15 protein-coding genes and 1 pseudogene are annotated in these 16,687 nt (G+C 65.5%); 11 read left to right on the forward strand and 5 right to left on the reverse strand.

Going from position 1 to position 16,687, the window contains the following annotated elements; translation table 11 throughout:
* Positions 1-63 precede the first annotated feature (63 nt).
* The 3 genes from NL241_RS06215 (at position 64) to NL241_RS06225 (ending at position 3,379) form a co-directional block, all read left to right on the forward strand.
* Positions 64-1,575 (forward strand): aldehyde dehydrogenase family protein, encoded by a 1,512-nt coding sequence (locus tag NL241_RS06215; protein WP_487691733.1) that lies wholly within the window; start codon positions 64-66, stop codon positions 1,573-1,575.
* 63 nt (positions 1,576-1,638) lie between these two features.
* On the forward strand, positions 1,639-2,496 hold the full coding sequence (ppk2, locus tag NL241_RS06220; RefSeq protein WP_487691732.1) for a polyphosphate kinase 2: 858 nt from the start codon (positions 1,639-1,641) through the stop codon (positions 2,494-2,496).
* A 28-nt stretch (positions 2,497-2,524) separates the two neighbouring features.
* Complete coding sequence (locus NL241_RS06225) at positions 2,525-3,379, forward strand: hypothetical protein (protein WP_494397043.1); 855 nt, start codon at positions 2,525-2,527, stop codon at positions 3,377-3,379.
* Positions 3,380-3,423: 44 nt separating this feature from the next.
* On the opposite strand, the gene NL241_RS06230 is transcribed toward NL241_RS06225, so the two are convergent.
* Entirely contained in the window at positions 3,424-3,723 is a 300-nt protein-coding gene (locus NL241_RS06230) for a DUF2563 family protein (RefSeq protein ID WP_487691730.1), read from the reverse strand.
* A gap of 136 nt (positions 3,724-3,859) precedes the next feature.
* Here NL241_RS06230 and NL241_RS06235 point away from each other — a divergent pair.
* Positions 3,860-5,435 (forward strand): annotated as a pseudogene (locus tag NL241_RS06235) (putative alpha/beta hydrolase).
* An 11-nt stretch (positions 5,436-5,446) separates the two neighbouring features.
* Positions 5,447-6,115 carry a hypothetical protein gene (locus NL241_RS06240; protein WP_494397044.1) on the forward strand — a complete coding sequence of 223 codons (669 nt, stop codon included), beginning with the start codon at positions 5,447-5,449 and terminating at the stop codon, positions 6,113-6,115.
* An 8-nt stretch (positions 6,116-6,123) separates the two neighbouring features.
* Here NL241_RS06240 and NL241_RS06245 read toward each other — a convergent pair whose 3' ends face one another.
* Positions 6,124-8,115 carry a prolyl oligopeptidase family serine peptidase gene (locus tag NL241_RS06245; RefSeq protein ID WP_494397045.1) on the reverse strand — a complete coding sequence of 664 codons (1,992 nt, stop codon included), beginning with the start codon at positions 8,113-8,115 and terminating at the stop codon, positions 6,124-6,126.
* A gap of 62 nt (positions 8,116-8,177) precedes the next feature.
* On the opposite strand from NL241_RS06245, the gene NL241_RS06250 reads away from it, so the two are divergent.
* From NL241_RS06250 to NL241_RS06270, 5 genes are all read left to right on the forward strand, one after another.
* Positions 8,178-8,675 carry a DUF779 domain-containing protein gene (locus NL241_RS06250; RefSeq protein ID WP_494397046.1) on the forward strand — a complete coding sequence of 166 codons (498 nt, stop codon included), beginning with the start codon at positions 8,178-8,180 and terminating at the stop codon, positions 8,673-8,675.
* 27 nt (positions 8,676-8,702) lie between these two features.
* Entirely contained in the window at positions 8,703-8,981 is a 279-nt protein-coding gene (locus NL241_RS06255; protein ID WP_487691725.1) for a putative holin, read from the forward strand.
* A complete protein-coding gene (locus NL241_RS06260) occupies positions 8,974-9,522 on the forward strand; it encodes a hypothetical protein (protein WP_494397047.1) in 549 nt (182 codons plus the stop codon). The genes NL241_RS06255 and NL241_RS06260 overlap by 8 nt, the downstream gene beginning before the upstream one ends.
* A 61-nt stretch (positions 9,523-9,583) precedes the next feature.
* Positions 9,584-10,978 carry a dihydrolipoyl dehydrogenase gene (lpdA, locus tag NL241_RS06265; protein WP_487691722.1) on the forward strand — a complete coding sequence of 465 codons (1,395 nt, stop codon included), beginning with the start codon at positions 9,584-9,586 and terminating at the stop codon, positions 10,976-10,978.
* A gap of 1 nt (position 10,979) precedes the next feature.
* Positions 10,980-12,026 (forward strand): hypothetical protein, encoded by a 1,047-nt coding sequence (locus NL241_RS06270; protein ID WP_494397048.1) that lies wholly within the window; start codon positions 10,980-10,982, stop codon positions 12,024-12,026.
* Here NL241_RS06270 and NL241_RS06275 read toward each other — a convergent pair.
* The 3 genes from NL241_RS06275 to ramB all read right to left on the reverse strand — a co-directional run bounded on the left by NL241_RS06275 (position 12,023) and on the right by ramB (position 15,619).
* Positions 12,023-13,564, reverse strand: coding sequence for an HNH endonuclease signature motif containing protein (locus NL241_RS06275; RefSeq protein ID WP_494397049.1), 1,542 nt, complete (start codon positions 13,562-13,564; stop codon positions 12,023-12,025). The genes NL241_RS06270 and NL241_RS06275 overlap by 4 nt on opposite strands.
* 103 nt (positions 13,565-13,667) lie before the next feature.
* Complete coding sequence (locus NL241_RS06280; protein ID WP_494397050.1) at positions 13,668-14,207, reverse strand: carboxymuconolactone decarboxylase family protein; 540 nt, start codon at positions 14,205-14,207, stop codon at positions 13,668-13,670.
* Positions 14,204-15,619: an acetate metabolism transcriptional regulator RamB gene (gene ramB, locus NL241_RS06285; RefSeq protein ID WP_487691716.1), complete on the reverse strand. Its 1,416-nt coding sequence runs from the start codon at positions 15,617-15,619 to the stop codon at positions 14,204-14,206. The genes NL241_RS06280 and ramB overlap by 4 nt, the downstream gene beginning before the upstream one ends.
* A 143-nt stretch (positions 15,620-15,762) precedes the next feature.
* Here ramB and NL241_RS06290 point away from each other — a divergent pair, with 143 nt between their 5' ends.
* Complete coding sequence (locus tag NL241_RS06290; protein ID WP_487691715.1) at positions 15,763-16,581, forward strand: acyl-ACP thioesterase domain-containing protein; 819 nt, start codon at positions 15,763-15,765, stop codon at positions 16,579-16,581.
* Positions 16,582-16,687 lie beyond the last annotated feature (106 nt).

The raw sequence follows: 16,687 nt of genomic DNA on the forward strand, positions 1-16,687 counted from the left end.
TTCATTTGACAGGTGTCAACCCCGGTGCGATGTCCGTCACACATGGTGGTTAACATGGCCCTCATGACCGCCACCAGTGAAGTCAAGACCACCGGGACCATCCTCAATCCCGCAACCGGTGCCGTCGCCGGCGAGGTGAGCTGGACCGACCCCGCCGACGTCGCGCGCATTGCCGCCGACCTGCGTGAAGCGCAGCGCGAATGGGAACGCCGCGGACCGAAAGGCCGCGCCCGAACGCTGTCGCGTTACGCGGTGTGGCTCGCCGACAATCGGGACGAGATCGAACGGCTGCTGATCGCCGAGACGGGCAAGTCGGCCACCGACGCGGCGCAGGAAGTCCCGATGCTGCTGATGATCCTGTCGTACTACATCAAGAACATCGAGAAGGCCCTGGCTCCGGAGACCCGGCCGGCCTCGTCGCCGCTGATGGCCATCAAGAAGATCACCGTGCACTACCGGCCGCGCGCCGTCGTCGGCATCATCGCGCCGTGGAACTACCCGGTGGCCAACGCCATGATGGACGCCATCGGGGCCCTGGCCGCCGGGTGTTCGGTGCTGCTCAAGCCGTCGGAGCGCACCCCGCTGACCGCCGAGGTGCTGCTGCGCGGCTGGACCGAGAGCGGGGCGCCGCCCGTGCTCGCGCTGGCTCAGGGTGCGCGGCTGGTGTCCGAGGCCGTGGTCGACAACGCTGACTACATCCAGTTCACCGGGTCGTCGGCCACCGGCGCCAAGGTGATGGAGCGCGCTGCGCGCCGGCTCACCCCGGTCAGCCTGGAGTTGGGCGGCAAGGACCCGATGATCGTCTGCGAGGACGCCGATATCCCGTTGGCCGCCAACGCCGCGGTCTGGGGTGCGATGTTCAACGCCGGGCAGACCTGTGTGTCGGTGGAGCGGGTCTATGTGCTCGACGCGGTGTACGACCAGTTCATCAATGCCGTGGTGCACGCGGTCAACAAGCTGGACATGGGCGCAGGCGAGGGCCACCACTTCGGAGCCCTCATCGATGACAGCCAGGTGTCGGTCACGGCCCGCCACGTCGATGACGCGCTGGCCAAGGGCGCCAAGGCGCTCACCGGTGGCACACGTCCGGACGGGCCGGGCAGCTTCTACCCGCCCACCGTGCTGGTGAACGTGGACCACTCCATGGCCTGTATGACCGAGGAGACGTTCGGGCCCACCCTGCCGATCATGAAGGTCTCGTCGGTGGCCGAGGCGGTGCGGCTGGCCAATGACAGTCCCTACGGTCTCAGTGCCTCGGTGTTCTCCAAGGATGTCCAGCGCGCCAAAGACATTGCGGTGCAACTGGACTGCGGTGCCGTCAACATCAACGACGTGATCTCCAACCTGATGTGCACCACTGCGCCCATGGGTGGGTGGAAGACTTCCGGCATCGGCGCCAGGTTCGGCGGCATCGACGGCGTGCGCAAGTTCTGTCGGCAGGAAACGGTGGTGGTGCCGCGGACCAGCGTCGGTGCGGGCGGCACGTACTACAACAACTCGCTCAAGGCGCTGGCCCGGATGAACAAGCTGATGACCAAGGTCGCGCTGTCCGTGCCGCGTAAGGGTGCGAAGTAACCCGCCACCCATCGTTCACTCGCTGGTCACCGTCGCGTACACGGCGGCGGTTACGTTTCGCCGGTGCTGGCAGATGCTCATGAATACACCGTCCTGGACGACGATGACGATGACCCGGTGCTGCTGATCCAGCCGGGAGACCAGGTTGTCGACACGTGGCGGGAGAACTATCCGTACGACGAGCGGATGAGGCGCAGCCAGTACGAAGAAGAGAAGCGGCTGCTGCAGATCGAACTGCTCAAGCTGCAGAAGTGGAGCCAGTCCAACGGGCACCGGCATGTCATCGTCTTCGAGGGCCGCGACGCCGCGGGCAAGGGCGGCACCATCAAGCGGTTCATGGAGCACCTCAACCCGCGTGGTGCACGCGTGGTCGCGTTGGAGAAGCCGACCGAGCGTGAGCGCACCCAGTGGTATTTCCAGCGGTATGTGAACCACCTGCCGGCCGCGGGGGAGATCGTCTTGTTCGACCGCTCGTGGTACAACCGCGCCGGCGTGGAGCGGGTGATGGGCTTCTGCACACCCAAGCAGCACGCCGAATTCGTCCGACAGGTCCCGCTGTTCGAACAGATGCTGGTCAATGACGGCATCAGCCTGATCAAGCTGTGGTTCTCCGTGACACAATCCGAGCAGCGCACCCGCTTCACCATCCGGCAGGTCGACCCGGTCCGGCAGTGGAAGCTCTCGCCCACCGACCTGGCCTCACTGGACAAATGGGACGACTACACCGCCGCCAAAGAGGACATGTTCGCCCTCACCGATACCGAGGTGGCGCCGTGGATCGTCGTCAAGAGCAATGACAAGAAGCGTGCCCGCATCAACGCCATGCGTTATGTGCTCGGTAAGTTCGACTACGACAACAAAGACCATGAGGTGGTCGGCCGCGCCGATCCGCTGATCGTGGGGCGCGCGCTGTCGGACTGATCGCACGCGCTCCGGAGGGGCAGCTGCTGTGCGTGCGGTGCTTGCGACGCTGCTGTGGCTGCTTGCCACGGTGACATTGGCGCTTGCCGTACCCGCGGTGTGGGTGCAGACGAACCTGGTGAACGAGGGTGGCTACGCGCGGTTCGCCGAGGACGCCGCGTCGCAACCCGCACTGCAGCAGGCGATGGCGGGGGAGTTGACGACGCAGATCCTGGATCTGGGACCGGGGCTGCAGCCCGATCTGGTGGCGGCGTTGACGTCGAGCTACACCGCCAGTCCGTCGTTCCCGCAGCAGTTCGCCGAGGCCAACCGCTTCGCCCACCGCTGGTTGTTCACCGATTCCGTGGATTCGCAGACCGACGCCCAAGGCCGCTGGGTGGTGGACATCGGGCCCATGCTCAACGACACGTCGCTCAAACAGACATTGCAGAACCACAACATCGACGTACCGCAGTCGCTACCGGTACCGCTGACCCAGAACGCCCCGGAAGCGTTGCGTCCCGGTCGGTTACAGTCAGTGGGCACCTGGGGCCCGTGGTTCACCATCGGCGCGGTGGGCCTGGCGGCGGTGTTCGCGCTGTTGACGTTGGCCGCTGCGCATTCGCGCGGCAAAGCGCTTGCTGCGCTGGGAGTCTCGGCTTTGATCGTGGGTGCGGTCGGGTGGGCCGGGCTGGAGATCGGCCGGCAACGGCTGGACGCCGCACTCGGCGACACCTCCGGTGACATCCGGGCACTGGTTGATGCGCTGGTGAATACGGCGATCGACAGCATGCACCACTGGCTCAATCTGACGCTCGCCGTCGGCGGCGGACTGGTTGCCGTCGGCGTGCTGTTCGCGATGTTGGGTGGGGTGTTCCGCCGGACGGTGCGGGAACCGGCTTAGCGCGCGTACGCGGCCACCAGACCGTCTCTGTGTACTGCGCGCGCTCAGTACACGTCGTCGAGTGTGGCGGCGTTCTTCATTTCCATGTCAACAAATCCGTTGGTGGCGACGTGGGCTTTGTCGCCGACGGCGCCCAGCGAGGTGTACTGCTCCTCGGCCAGTTTGGCGTGCCGGCTCCGTGCGCTGCTGAGGGCCTGTTGGAAAGACTTTGCCTCGTCGAAATCGCCGAAGATGGTGCTGCCGATGTTCGCCCTGCTCAGCCGGCCTGCGCCCGCATAGGCGTGGTCGGCAGCGGTGTAGGACGTGTTGGCGCCGCCCCGGAGGCCGCCGAAGTCAACAAACATGCTGTGTCCTTTGCTCGATAGGCTCCATTATGGACTGTTGTCGTGAACCGGCAAGTCACCGATCTTCTGGCGAAATGGTGGCTTGCGACGGGTGAAACTGCCGGTACGGTCAGGACGTGGTGAGGCATGAGGGATCATGAGCAAACCGAGTTTGCGATACCTGGACGTCGGCTCACTTGTTGCCACCGCCGGTGGTGACCCGTGGCAGATCAACGACGATATCCAGGCAGGCGACCCCGGCGAGATCAGCGACCGCCGATGCCTTTCACGCGGCGGGCAGCCATCTCAAAGATGCCGACGACCAATTCAACGCCGCCAAGAAACAGTTCACCGAGTCGTGGGACGGCGAAGACACCGTCGAGCACCCCATCAATGATTCGGCCGAGGTGCAGCGGGTGAGTGCCGCACTCGGCGGGCAGCCGGACGAGTTGGCCAAGATCGCGGTGACGTTGCAGCAGACTGCCGCTGCGCTGGCCACCGCGCAGAAGGACAGCGCCGCGCAGATCGCTGACCTCAACGCCGACCTGGTGGACATCGACAACGAGATCGCGGAGCAGGTGAACACGCTGCCCTACAAAGTATCTGAGTCCATCGGCGAAGCGCAACAGATCACCAAGACGGTGTTGGACAGCGTCCAATCCATCCGCGGCGCCTATATCGGTCAATTGCACAGCGGTGAGACCGCGTTGATGGAGTCAGGGTACGTTCCCGCTGCCATCGACGAATCCGATGCGGTGCCGGGCGATACGCCAAAGGAAGCGGTCGACGACTACGTGAAATCCGGTCCCCTGGAACGTGACCGCGCAATTGTCGCCAGTGCTCCCGGTGGTGAGAAGAACCATGGCCACCTCGGCTGGAGTCTGGACGAGGTCGCCGCGGACCGGCGGCTCGACGACTACACCAGCATCACCGATCCCGCCAGTGGGGCCGCCCGGTACGACGGACCGCATGAGCAGGAGGAGGCCGCCCGGCTTGCGGGCAGCCGCCTGGCCGACTGGAACATGGCCAATTCCCTTGGGCCCGTGGCCAAGGACCCCGTCCTGGGTGGCGACATGCGGGATCGCGCCAATGCGCGACTGACGATGCAGCGCCAGCTCATGGACGCGCAATTGCTGTGGAGCAAGCAGCCGATGTCTGCCGACGAAGCAACCCGGATGATGAACCAGTTGGAAATGCAGGACCGCGTCACCACTCTGACGCGTTTGCAGGAACAGTTACAGCTGGGCGGCATGACACCCACCGGCGCTGCCAGTGTCGTCGAGGGCATCGCGCGCGGCGTCATGCCCCAGGAGTACCTCGATGCGGCGGGAGCGGCATCCAATGTGTTCGGCGCGGGCCAGCGGGCTGTGGACGAGTTCGCCTCACGCCTGCCGACCGGCCGACATTGGGAGCCGGGCGTGGCCTACACCCCTGCCGATATCGAAGCCCTGACCAAGTTCGGTGGTCGCCTTGGAGCAGTGGGCAATGCCATCGAATTCGGAACCGGGGTCTATGACATATTCGTCAACGATGCCTCGCCCGTCGATGTCCTGGCCAAGGCAGGCGGCGGCATGGCGGGGGCCTGGGCGATGGCGCCAGTGGGCGGAATGGCAGGAGGGGCCGTCGCAGGGCCCCCCGGGGCTTTCGTCGGCGCGCTCGTTTTCGGAACTGCCGGCGCCTTCGGCGGACAAAAACTCGCGGAGGGCGCACTCGAATGGATGAAGGGAAAATGAGAGGCATTTCGTTGACAGCCCTCGAACAAGCGGCTTCTCAGCCGACCATCAGCAGCCCGCATACGCTTGTTTTTGCAGTTGCCGCGGTGATCTGCTTGCTGGTTCCTGTCGCAATTGTTGGAACCAAACGCGACCTCAGCTGGCAACGCAAGGTCTACTGGTCGAGCACCTTCGGAGCGGTAGCGTGCGCCGTCCTCGCATCCCTGCCGAACCTCCTAACCGGAGCGTTGTTGGGACTTCTCGCAGTGTTCCTGATGGTAATCAGGGCGTACTTCGCAACCCAGTACATCAAGCTCGGCACACGGGTGATCGCTTTCGACGCTCCTCCTGCGGCGACTGGTCGTGGGAACGGAGCCGCAGGAAGCGTCGACGCCGAGCCCTACAGCCCCACTGTTTCGGCCCGCAAACTCTGGTGGCTGATGGCCGTGGCGGTCGGAAGCATCGGGACCGGAAACATGTGGATGTACGTCGCCACCCGCGAAGATCTGCGATGGGGACTTCTGGGGCTCGGCATCGTGGTTGTGGCAGCTTTGCTGTACGGGGCCATCGATGCCATGCATCAGCAACGTGTTGCCCGAGGTCAGATTCTGCAGTTCGTGATCCTGTCGGTGGTGTCAGCAGGACTGTTCGCCGTGTGTTACCTTGCCGCGCACGCGTCCACCCGCGCACTCAGGGGCTGACTTGACCTCTAGCCCAACACCTTCCACAAAAACGAATAGGACAACGCCGACTTGAACGCCGTCTGCGCATTGTCGGCCGCGCCGGCGTGACCGCCTTCGATGTTCTCGTAATAGCGCACCCGATGACCCGCCTCCTCCAGCGCGGCGGTCATCTTGCGCGCGTGCCCGGGATGCACCCGGTCATCGCGGGTGGAGGTGGTCATCAGCAGATCGGGGTAGTGCGCATCAGATGAGATGTTCTGATACGGCGAGTACGCGGAGATGAACTCCCAGTCGTCCGGATTGTCGGGGTCGCCGTACTCGGCCACCCAGGATGCCCCGGCCAGCAGCAGGTGGAAGCGTTTCATGTCCAGTAGCGGCACCTGACATACCAACGCGCCGAACAACTCCGGGTATTTCGTCAGCATGATGCCCATCAGCAGCCCGCCGTTGCTGCCGCCCTGGGCACCCAACTGCTCGACTGTGGTGATACCGCGTGCCACCAGATCCTCTGCCACCGCGGCAAAATCCTCGTCGACCTTGTGCCGGTTCTCCCGCATGGCCTGCGTGTGCCAGGACGGGCCGTACTCGCCGCCGCCACGAATGTTGGCCAGCACGTAGGTGCCGCCGCGGGCCAGCCACAGCCGGCCCAGCACCCCGTCGTACCCGGGTGTGCGGGCCACCTCGAAACCGCCGTAGCCGCCGAGCAGCGTCGGGCGGGGTCCGGGACCACTGGCCACCACGAAGTAGGGCACCTGGGTGCCGTCCAGGGACGTCGCGAAATGCTGTGTCACAGTCAGATTTTCAGCATCGAAGAACGCGGGGGCGGCCTTCACCTCGTCCAGCGGTCCGTCAACCGGCCCGTGCAGCAGCCGCGACGGCGAATCGAACCCGCTGGAGTCCAGGAACACCTCGTCCACGGTGTCGTCGGCCGCGACCACCACGGTGTTGGTGTTCGGCGGAATCCCCGGCATCGGTTCGGCGGTCCAGGTGCCCGGCGTCAACACCGCGACACTGCTGGCCACATCGGACAAGGTGACCAGCACCAGCTTGTCCTTGGTCCACACGTGCTGATGCAGCGCGGTGTGAGCGTCCGGGGTGAACACCACATCCAAGGACGCTGTGCCGGCCAGGAATTCGTCATAGTTCGCCGCCAGCAGTGCCCCGGCGGGGTACGTGGTCTGTCCAACGGTCCACTCGCTGCGCAGCTCGATGAGCAGCCAGTCATGATGGACACCCACGGACGCATCGGTGGGGGCGTCGATCCGCACCAGCTCGCCGTCGCGGAGGTGATACACCTCGTCGTTGAAGAAGTCGATGGCGCGACTGATGAAGGTGCGCTCGTAGCCGGGCGTCAGGTCCACCGACGCCGCGATGATCACGTCGGTCGCCGCACCCTCGTACACGGTTTCGGCGTCGGCCAGAGGTTGCCCACGATGCCACCGTTTCACGATCCGGGGGTACCCGGACTCGGTGAGTGATCCCGGCCCGAAATCGGTGCCTATCAGCACCGAATCATCGCTCTCCCAGCTGATCTGGGTCTTGGCTTCGCCGACTTCGAATCCGTCGGTCACGAACTCCCTTGTAACCATGTCGAACTCGCGGACGATCGCGGCGTCGGAACCGCCGCGGGACAGGCTCACCAGCGCCCGGGTGTAGGACGGTTCGATGACGTCGGCGCCGGCCCACACCCAGTTGGTGTCATCGGTCTCGGCCAACGCGTCCACGTCGATCACGACATCCCACTGGGGGTCGTCGGTGCGGTAGCTCTCCAGCGTCGTCCGTCGCCAGAGGCCGCGCGGATTGGTGGCGTCGCGCCAGAAGTTGTACAGGTACTCCCCGCGGCGACGCACATACGGGATCCGGCTGTCGGTGTCGAGCACCTCCAGCGCTTCGCGGCGCATCTCCTCGAACCGGTCGTCACTCAACTCGGCCAGAGTCGGTTCGTTGTGTGCGCGCACCCACTCCAGTGCTTCGTCGCCGGTGATGTCTTCGAGCCACAGGTACGGGTCATCAGCCACGAAATACATTGTGGCCTCCGCGCACAGGCCGACATCGTGGCCCTCGGCGTAGTGTGACGCGTATGACAGCACCGTCGCGCGCCCTGGTCACCCGCGCCGCCGCCGATCTGCTTGATTCGCTCCAGCGGCAGCACGGCCCGGTGATGTTCCATCAGTCCGGTGGATGCTGCGACGGGTCGTCCCCGATGTGTTACCCGGTGGGCGATTTCGTGGTGGGCGATCGCGACGTTCTGCTCGGCGTGCTCGACGTGGGGGCCGGAGTGCCGGTGTGGATCTCCGGGCCACAGTTCGAGACGTGGAAACACACGCAGTTGGTGATCGATCTGGTGCCCGGCCGGGGTGGCGGTTTCAGCCTCGAATCGCCCGAGGGTGTCCGTTTCCTGTCCCGCGGCCGCGCCTTCACCGACGACGAGAACACCCAGCTGGAGGCGGTTCCGGCGCTCACCGGAGCGCAATACGAGGCAGGTGTCCAACCGCCAGGCCCGCGCGGTGAGGTGGTGGCCGAAGCCGCCGATGTGTGCCCGATCCCAAGCGGACGCGCCGCGCAGATCCCCGGATAGCGGGTCGACCCGACGTAGGGTTTTTCCGTGATTCCGCTCCCGAGGGCGTGGCTGCTGACCGGCGCGATGTTGGTGGGCAGCGCCGTGGGAGTGGTCATCGGGGTCCTGACGACGTTGTTGGTCCACGTGTCCATGCGCCCCGACGCGGCGATCGCGCTGGTGCTGGCGGCGCCGACGTTGTTGGGTCTGGTGCTGATCCTGACGGCGGGCAGTCGTTGGGTGACGGTTTGGGGGACGTTTCTGTTGGCTGTCGCGCCAGGGTGGTTCGGTGTGCTGGTCCTGATCCAGGTGGTCAACGGTGCCTGATCGCGCGGACACCGGCTCGATGCCACTGACCCAGCCGCACGAGGCGCCCATCTTCGACACCGGTCCACATCCGACGCCGATGACGCGCAGTGCCGGCTCCGATCAGCGCAACCCGTGGTTCGACCCGCAGCTTTCGCACGTCGAACCGGTCGAGGACATCTTTGCGCCCACCGACGTCCTGGTTGCCGAACGGGAGCCGCAGGCGTCCGTCCCGGCGCAACCGGTGGCCGTGCCCAGCCAGTATCAGTACTTGAAGTCGTGGAAGCTGATCACCGTGCTCTTCGGGGTGTGGCTGGTGGCCGGCGCGATAGGACTCGGCCTCTACTACTGGTGGTTTCACGCACCCGACAAGACCTGGGTCGAAGTCGGCGTGCTGATGTATGTGATCGTGAGCATGGTGGGCGCGCTGCTGGTGTCGCTTCCGGACCAGCGGCCGGGGCTGTCCGCCACGTCGATCGCGGTGCTGACGTCGCCGTTCGCGTCCGGGGTGGCGGCGGGCGCGCTGTACGCGGCGTACGTATACGGGTGGGTGTCGCCCTAGCGTCGTGCAATCTCGCCACAGGCTTAAGCAAGCGAAATAGGCGACCACTAGGCTGGTCCGCGTGACTCACTATGACGTCGTCGTTCTCGGAGCCGGACCCGGTGGATACGTCGCAGCCATTCGCGCTGCACAGCTGGGGTTGAACACCGCCATCATCGAACCCAAGTACTGGGGCGGCGTCTGCCTGAACGTCGGGTGCATCCCGTCGAAGGCGCTGCTGCGCAACGCGGAGATCGCGCACATCTTCACCAAGGAAGCCAAGACGTTCGGCATCAGCGGTGAGGCCACCTTCGACTACGGGGCTGCGTTCGACCGCAGCCGCAAGGTTGCCGACGGTCGCGTCGCCGGTGTGCACTTCCTGATGAAGAAGAACAAGATCACCGAGATCCACGGTTACGGCAAGTTCACCGACGACCACACCATCGCGGTCGATCTCAACGACGGCGGCACCGAAGAGGTCACCTTCGACAACGCCATCATCGCCACCGGCGCCCACACCAAGCTGGTGCCCGGGACGAAGCTGAGCAAGAACGTCATCACCTACGAAGAGCAGATCATGGAGCGCGAGCTGCCCGGCTCCGTCGTGATCGCCGGCGCAGGTGCCATCGGCATGGAGTTCGCCTACGTCCTGAAGAACTACGGGGTCGACGTCACCATCGTCGAGTTCCTGCCGCGCGCGCTGCCCAACGAGGACGCCGAGGTCTCCAAGGAGATCGAGAAGCAGTACAAGAAGCTCGGCGTCAAGATCCTCACCGGCACCAAGGTCGAGTCCATCGAGGACGACGGGTCGACGGTCACGGTCAAGATCAGCAAGGACGGCAAGTCCGACGAGCTGAAGGCCGACAAGGTCATGCAGGCCATCGGCTTCGTGCCCAACGTCGACGGCTACGACCTGAAGAAGACCGGCGTCGAGCTGACCGACCGCGGCGGTATCGCGATCGATGACTACATGCGCACCAACGTCAAGGGCATCTACGCCATCGGTGACGTCACGGGCAAGCTGCAGCTGGCTCACGTCGCCGAGGCCATGGGTGTGGTGGCCGCCGAGACCATCGCCGGCGCCGAGACCCTGGCGCTGGGCGACTACCGGATGATGCCGCGTGCCACGTTCTGCCAGCCGCAGGTGGCCAGCTTCGGTCTGACTGAGCAGCAGGCCAAGGACGAGGGCTACGACGTCGTGGTCGCGAAGTTCCCCTTCACCGCCAATGGCAAGGCACACGGCCTGGCCGACCCGACCGGTTTCGTGAAGCTGATCGCCGACAAGAAGTACGGCGAGCTGCTCGGCGGGCACCTCATCGGACCCGATGTCGCCGAGCTCCTGCCCGAGCTCACGCTGGCGCAGAAGTGGGATCTGACGGCCACCGAGCTGGCGCGCAACGTGCACACCCACCCGACCCTGTCGGAGGCATTGCAGGAATGCTTCCACGGGTTGACCGGCCACATGATCAACTTCTGAAGTGTTGCGCCTCGTACCTGCTCTCACCTCCGCCTTTCTCGCCCTCGGAGCTTTGGCCGCCGGACCCGCGGTGGCCGAGCCGGCGAGCTCGGGTGCACCCGACCTGAGCGGCTATCGGGCGATGCCCGCCGACGGCTTCGTGGACAGTCTCGTGGCCCAAGGCGAGGTGTACTTCCAGACGCCGGACGGTCTGTTGTGCGCCATCCGTCCGGCGCACGGGTCCGCCGGCTGCGACGGACGCCTGCCGAACACCCGCGCGGGTGTCAACGAGATCGTGCTGGCGGCCGACGCCGCCGACCGTGGTTTGCGGGCCACCGCCAATCCGCAGTTCGTGAAGCCGTCGGGTAGCGCAGCCCGGGTGTTGCCCACGGGATCCAAGATCACCTACCAGGATTTCGAGTGCGCGGTGGGTGACGGGCCGAAGACCATGTGCACCAAGGGTTCTGGGCCCGATTTGCAGTGGCTGGAGATCTCTGCCGAGAAGACCGGCGTCGGACCGGCCACCACCGGCCTGCCCGAGGGCTTCCCCGATCCGAACGATTTCGTCGTGGGCGACGACAACTACATCGTCGGTGCCGGAGCCAAGAACATCTTCCCGGTGTTCACCGTCGGCAACGGGTTGACCTGCACCATCGCCATGTTCAGCGGTGGCGAAGTGGGCTGCAACGGCAAGCTGCCGGGCGTCAGCGGGGGAGAGAACGAGGTCTTCGCTCAGCTACCCGGTCCGGTCGGGATCCGTAAGACCGACGACCCGAAGTACGACAAGCCGGTCTACCCCGGCACCATCCGTCAACTGCCCACCGGCTACCGGGTCAGTGAGATGGGCACGACGTGCATGGCCATCGAAGGTGGCGTCGCCTGTTACGGCACGCTTGCGGGGCAGACCCAGGGCTTCGAGGTGTCTCCCGACGGCACCACCACGTTCGGCGGCCAGGCGCCTCTGCCCGCTGATCCTGACGCTGATCCAGCTCCGGGCGCCACCGAGCCCACGACCTCGGCTCCCGCGCCGACACCGACGTCGACGCCCGCGCCGACGCCGGCCGGTTAGTTCCGTTCGTCAGCGTCTTCACTGTTCTCGGCGGGCGGCCGTTGCCCGTTCCTGGAAGCCGGTCGAATGACGCCCGGCTCCGCTGGGCCTGACCCGGCGGCCGGCACCGGCACGGTGACTCCGGGGTCGTCGAGCCCGGGCTTGATCACGCGGTCTGGTGCAGGCACGGGCCGGGGTCGGCGGAGCCGTTCGGGATGGTGGAACTCGTTGACTCGGGGCTGCCCGGTGTCGAGGTGGGCCGGGGGTATCCATTCGGTTTCGCCGAAGATGTTCTTGCGCGTGGTCCAGCCACCTTCGGTGACGAGCTTGTTGTCCTTCGGGCAGGCGAACGCCAGGTCATCGATGTTCGTCATGCCGCCGTTGGCCCAGTCCAGCTGCGCATGGTGGGCTTCGCACCCATACCCGGGCACCGTGCACCCGGGCCGGGTGCAGCCCCGGTCGCGGTCGAAGAGCACGATCTGCTGGGCCGGACTGGCCGTACGTCGCGTACGCCCGAGGTGCAGAACTTCGCCTTTGTCGCCGTAGATCACCAGGTAGTGGTAGGCGTGCCGAGCCAGACGCAGCACATCCAGCATGGGCAGGCGGGTGCCGCCGGCCGTCACCCCGATCCCGACTTTGGCTTCGAGCTCGGCCAGGGTGGTGGAGACGATGATGGTGGCCGGCAGCCCGTGGTGTTTGCCCAACTGTCCGGACGCGAGCATGGCGCGTCCGACTGCCAGGAACGCATCGTGATTGCGTTGAGGTTGGGTCCTGCCGTCACGGGCCGCCGCGTCCTCGGTGACCTCATCGATGCCCGGAGACTCATCAGCGGGGTTACACGCCCCGGGGGCTGCCCACTTCGCGTTCACCGCTTCCCAGGTGGCCGCGGCTTCTGGTGACAGGGTGCCCGAGACGGTGCGGGAGCCGTCTTTCTGTTGCGGGCCCACCCGGATCTCCCCGCGGCGGGAACGAGGTTTCGGCTCGTTCGGGCATGTTCCATCCTGATCCAACTCCAGGTGCAGATCCAGGGCGTCCTTTTTCAGCGCATCTGGCCGCTTCACCCGGGCCTTGGCGACCAGGGTGGCTTCTGCCTGGTCACGCGCCATGACACTGACGTGGTCGGGTAGGGCAGACATGAACTCCCGTATGACGGCCACGTGCTCAGCGCTGATCTCCCCTTCAGCTTGTGCCGTGGCGGTGGCTGCCAGCCAGGGCTGCAGGGGTTCTCCGCTCAAAGCGGTGCGCGGACCGAGCCTCTCGGCGTCGTCGACCAACTTCTTGGCTGCGGCGCGCGAGACCCGCAGGATCTCGGCCAGCGCGCGCTGCAGCGTGTCGCCGAGTTCGGCCGGGCTGGCCTGTTGGCGCAATGCGGCGATCTCGCGGTGGTGCAGGGTGGGCAGGCGGTTGAGGATCTGTTGAGTGCGGGCCAGGAACACCTTGTGCTCCGGCACCGACCGCTGCGTCGGGTCGGAGGCCAGCAACGTCGTCACCGCAGCATCGATGGCATCGAAGGCCCCCAACACGGGGTCCTCGAGCGTGGCTGTCGGCGGCGAACTCATACCCCCGATGCTGCGCACCACCACCGACGAATTCGGAGCGCCACGTTCAAAGCACCCAGATTCAAGGCCGGTTGTCCACAGTCCCGACTTGATCCACAGGCGCTCAGTCCGGGAAGTCCAACGGCAGCTTGAGGGTGTTCATGGTGGCGGCCAGGGTGTCGTATTGCCCTGCCAAAAGACAGAATTCGATGAGCTGCTTCTGGTTCAGATACCCGGACAACGCCGCCCAGGTCTGCGCGGACACCTCGCGTGACAGCACGAACTCATCGGTGGCGCGCAGCAGTACTTGTTGGCGGTCGGTCAGTCCGTCGGCATCCGGACCTTCGAACACCTTGGCCTGCAACGCCGCATCCAGACCGCGGGAGCGGGCCAGCCGCCGGTGCTGCTGCAGCTCGTACTCACAGTCGCGCAGGTGACCGACGCGCAAGATCACCAGCTCGGCCTCGAAGCGCGAGAGCCGGCCCCAGTACAGCAGGACCCCGGAGAAGGGCAGCCACGCCCAGAACAGCGCCGAGTGCCGCGACAGCGCGTTGAAGAGATGAAACTGCGGCGCCCTGATCCCGCGGGCGCCCAGTCGACAGATCACCCAGTTGATGGGTCCGACGTCGCGCAGGCCGCTGGTCGCGGGCACACGCGCGCTCACGGCTGCTTCACCAGATAGGGGGAGACGGTGCTGCGGTGCTCGTCGAGATCGAGCGCGCGGCCCAGTGCGGGAAATGCCCGCTGCGGGCAGTTGTCCCGTTCGCAGACGCGGCAGCCCGCGCCGATGGGAGTCGCCAGATTGCCGGACAGGTCGAGCCCCTCCGAATAGACGAGTCGGTGGGCGTGGCGGAGCTCGCAGCCCAGCCCGATCGCGAACGTCTTACCGGGCTGACCGTAGCGCGACGCGCGGCGTTCCACCGTGCGTGCCACCCACATGTAATGGCGCCCGTCGGGCATCTGCGCGATCTGGACCCCGATCTTGCCGGGGTTGGCGAAGGTCTCGTACACGTTCCACAGAGGGCAGGTGCCGCCCGACGAGGAGAAGTGAAAGCCGGTGGCGGACTGACGTTTTGACATGTTTCCCGCCCGGTCCACCCGGATGAACGACAACGGCACTCCGCGCATCGACGGCCGCTGCAATGTCGAAAGCCGGTGTGCGATGGTCTCGTAACTGACCGCGTAGAACGCCGAGAGCCGTTCGATGTCGTAGCGGAAGTTCTCGGCGACGTCGTGGAACTGGCGATACGGCAACACCGCCGCGGCGGCGAAGTAGTTGGCCAACCCGAGCCGGGCCAGGATGCGCGACTCGTCGCTGGTGAAATTGCCTTCGGTGACCAGAGTGTCGATGAGGTCGCCGAATTCCAGGTAGGCCAGTTCCACAGCCAGTTTGAAGACCTGCTGACCACCGGAGAGGTGCGCACTCATCTCCAGCGTCTTGGTCTCCGGGTCATAGCGGTGCAGCACGGTGTTGCCGAGGTCGATACGGCGGATGATCCGTACACCGTGCACGTGGGCGAGACGCTGCGCGATGTCGCGGGCCAGGTCGCCGCGGTGCATGCGCATACGGTCGGTGAGATCCTCGGCGGCGGTGTCGAGTTCGTGCAGATAGTTCTGCCGCTGGTAGAAGTAGTCGCGCACTTCCTCGTGGGGCATGGTGATCGAGCCGGTGCCGCTGCCGTCGGCGTGCCGGTCTTCGGTGACGGCGGCCAGCTGGGCGTTGGCGAGCCGGTACCGCCGGTGCAGGTTGACCATGGCCTTGGCCACTGCGGGATGGGAGCTGACGACGTCGGCCAGCTCGGACTGGTCGACTTCGATACCCAGGTCACGATCCAAGGTGACCTCGCGTAGTTCGGCGATCAGGCGGGTGTCGTCCTGGGAGGCGAAGAAGGTGGCGTCGACTCCGAACACCTCCGTGATGCGCAGCAACACCGCCACGGTCAATGGCCGCACATCGTGCTCTATCTGGTTGAGGTAACTCGGCGAAATATCCAGCATCTGTGCCAGGGCTGCCTGGCTGAAACCGCGTTCGCTGCGCAGTTGCCGCACCCGCGAACCGACGTAGGTCTTGGCCATCCGCCCACCCTACCCGGGTGTTAATGCCTTCTTCGCAGAATTGGCAACGGCACGCTGGTGGCCCAGGCTCTGGTGGTTTGGCATGATCGCGCTGGGTTCCGCAACGGGGGCTCGGGACCGCAGTACGCAACGAAGAAGGTTCGATGGTGAGCAACACGGGTGCTTTGACGGGCCTGGCCAAAGCGATGATGCCTGTCCCAGACCCGCATCCCGATGTGTTCGACCGTGAATGGCCGTTGCGGGTGGGCGACATCGACCGCACCGGGCGCCTGCGCTTCGACGCGGCTTGCCGGCATATTCAGGACATCGGTCAGGACCACCTGCGGGAACTGGGGTTCGAGGAGACTCATCCGTTGTGGATCGTCCGCCGCACGATGCTGGACCTGATCCGTCCCATCGAGTTCAACGACATGCTGCGGATGCGCCGCTGGTGCTCGGGCACCTCCAACCGGTGGTGCGAGATGCGCGTGCGTATCGACGGCCGTAAGGGCGGCCTGATGGAATCCGAGGCGTTCTGGATCAACATCAACCGCGAGACGCAGGGCCCGTCGCGCATCTCCGATGACTTCCTGGCCGGGCTGCAGAAGACCACCTCGGTGAACCGGCTGCGCTGGAAGGCCTATCTCAAGGCCGGGCACCGCGACGACGCCGCCGAGATCCGGGAGTATCCGGTCCGCGTCGCGGATATCGACCTGTTCGATCACATGAACAACTCGGTGTACTGGACGGTGATCGAGGACTACTTGTTCTCCCATCCGGAACTGCTCGAGGGACCGCTGCGGGTGACCATCGAGCACGACCTGCCCGTCGCGCTCGGCGACAAGCTCGAGATCTTCTCGCACGTGCATCCAGCGGGTTCGACCGAACAGTTCGGTCCGGATCTGGTCGATCGGACTGTGACGACGCTCACATATTCGGTGGGTGGAGAGACGAAAGCCATCGCTTCGCTCTTCTCGCTTTAACAGTACCGTTGTCCTGCTATTCACCGGTCTGACCTGCGTCATTCTCGTTACTGGTGAGTAGCTACTGAACCGGTTCAGCGACAGGCCAGCTTCGCAAAATTTGCAA

Source organism: Mycolicibacterium sp. SMGY-1XX, assembly GCF_059132455.1.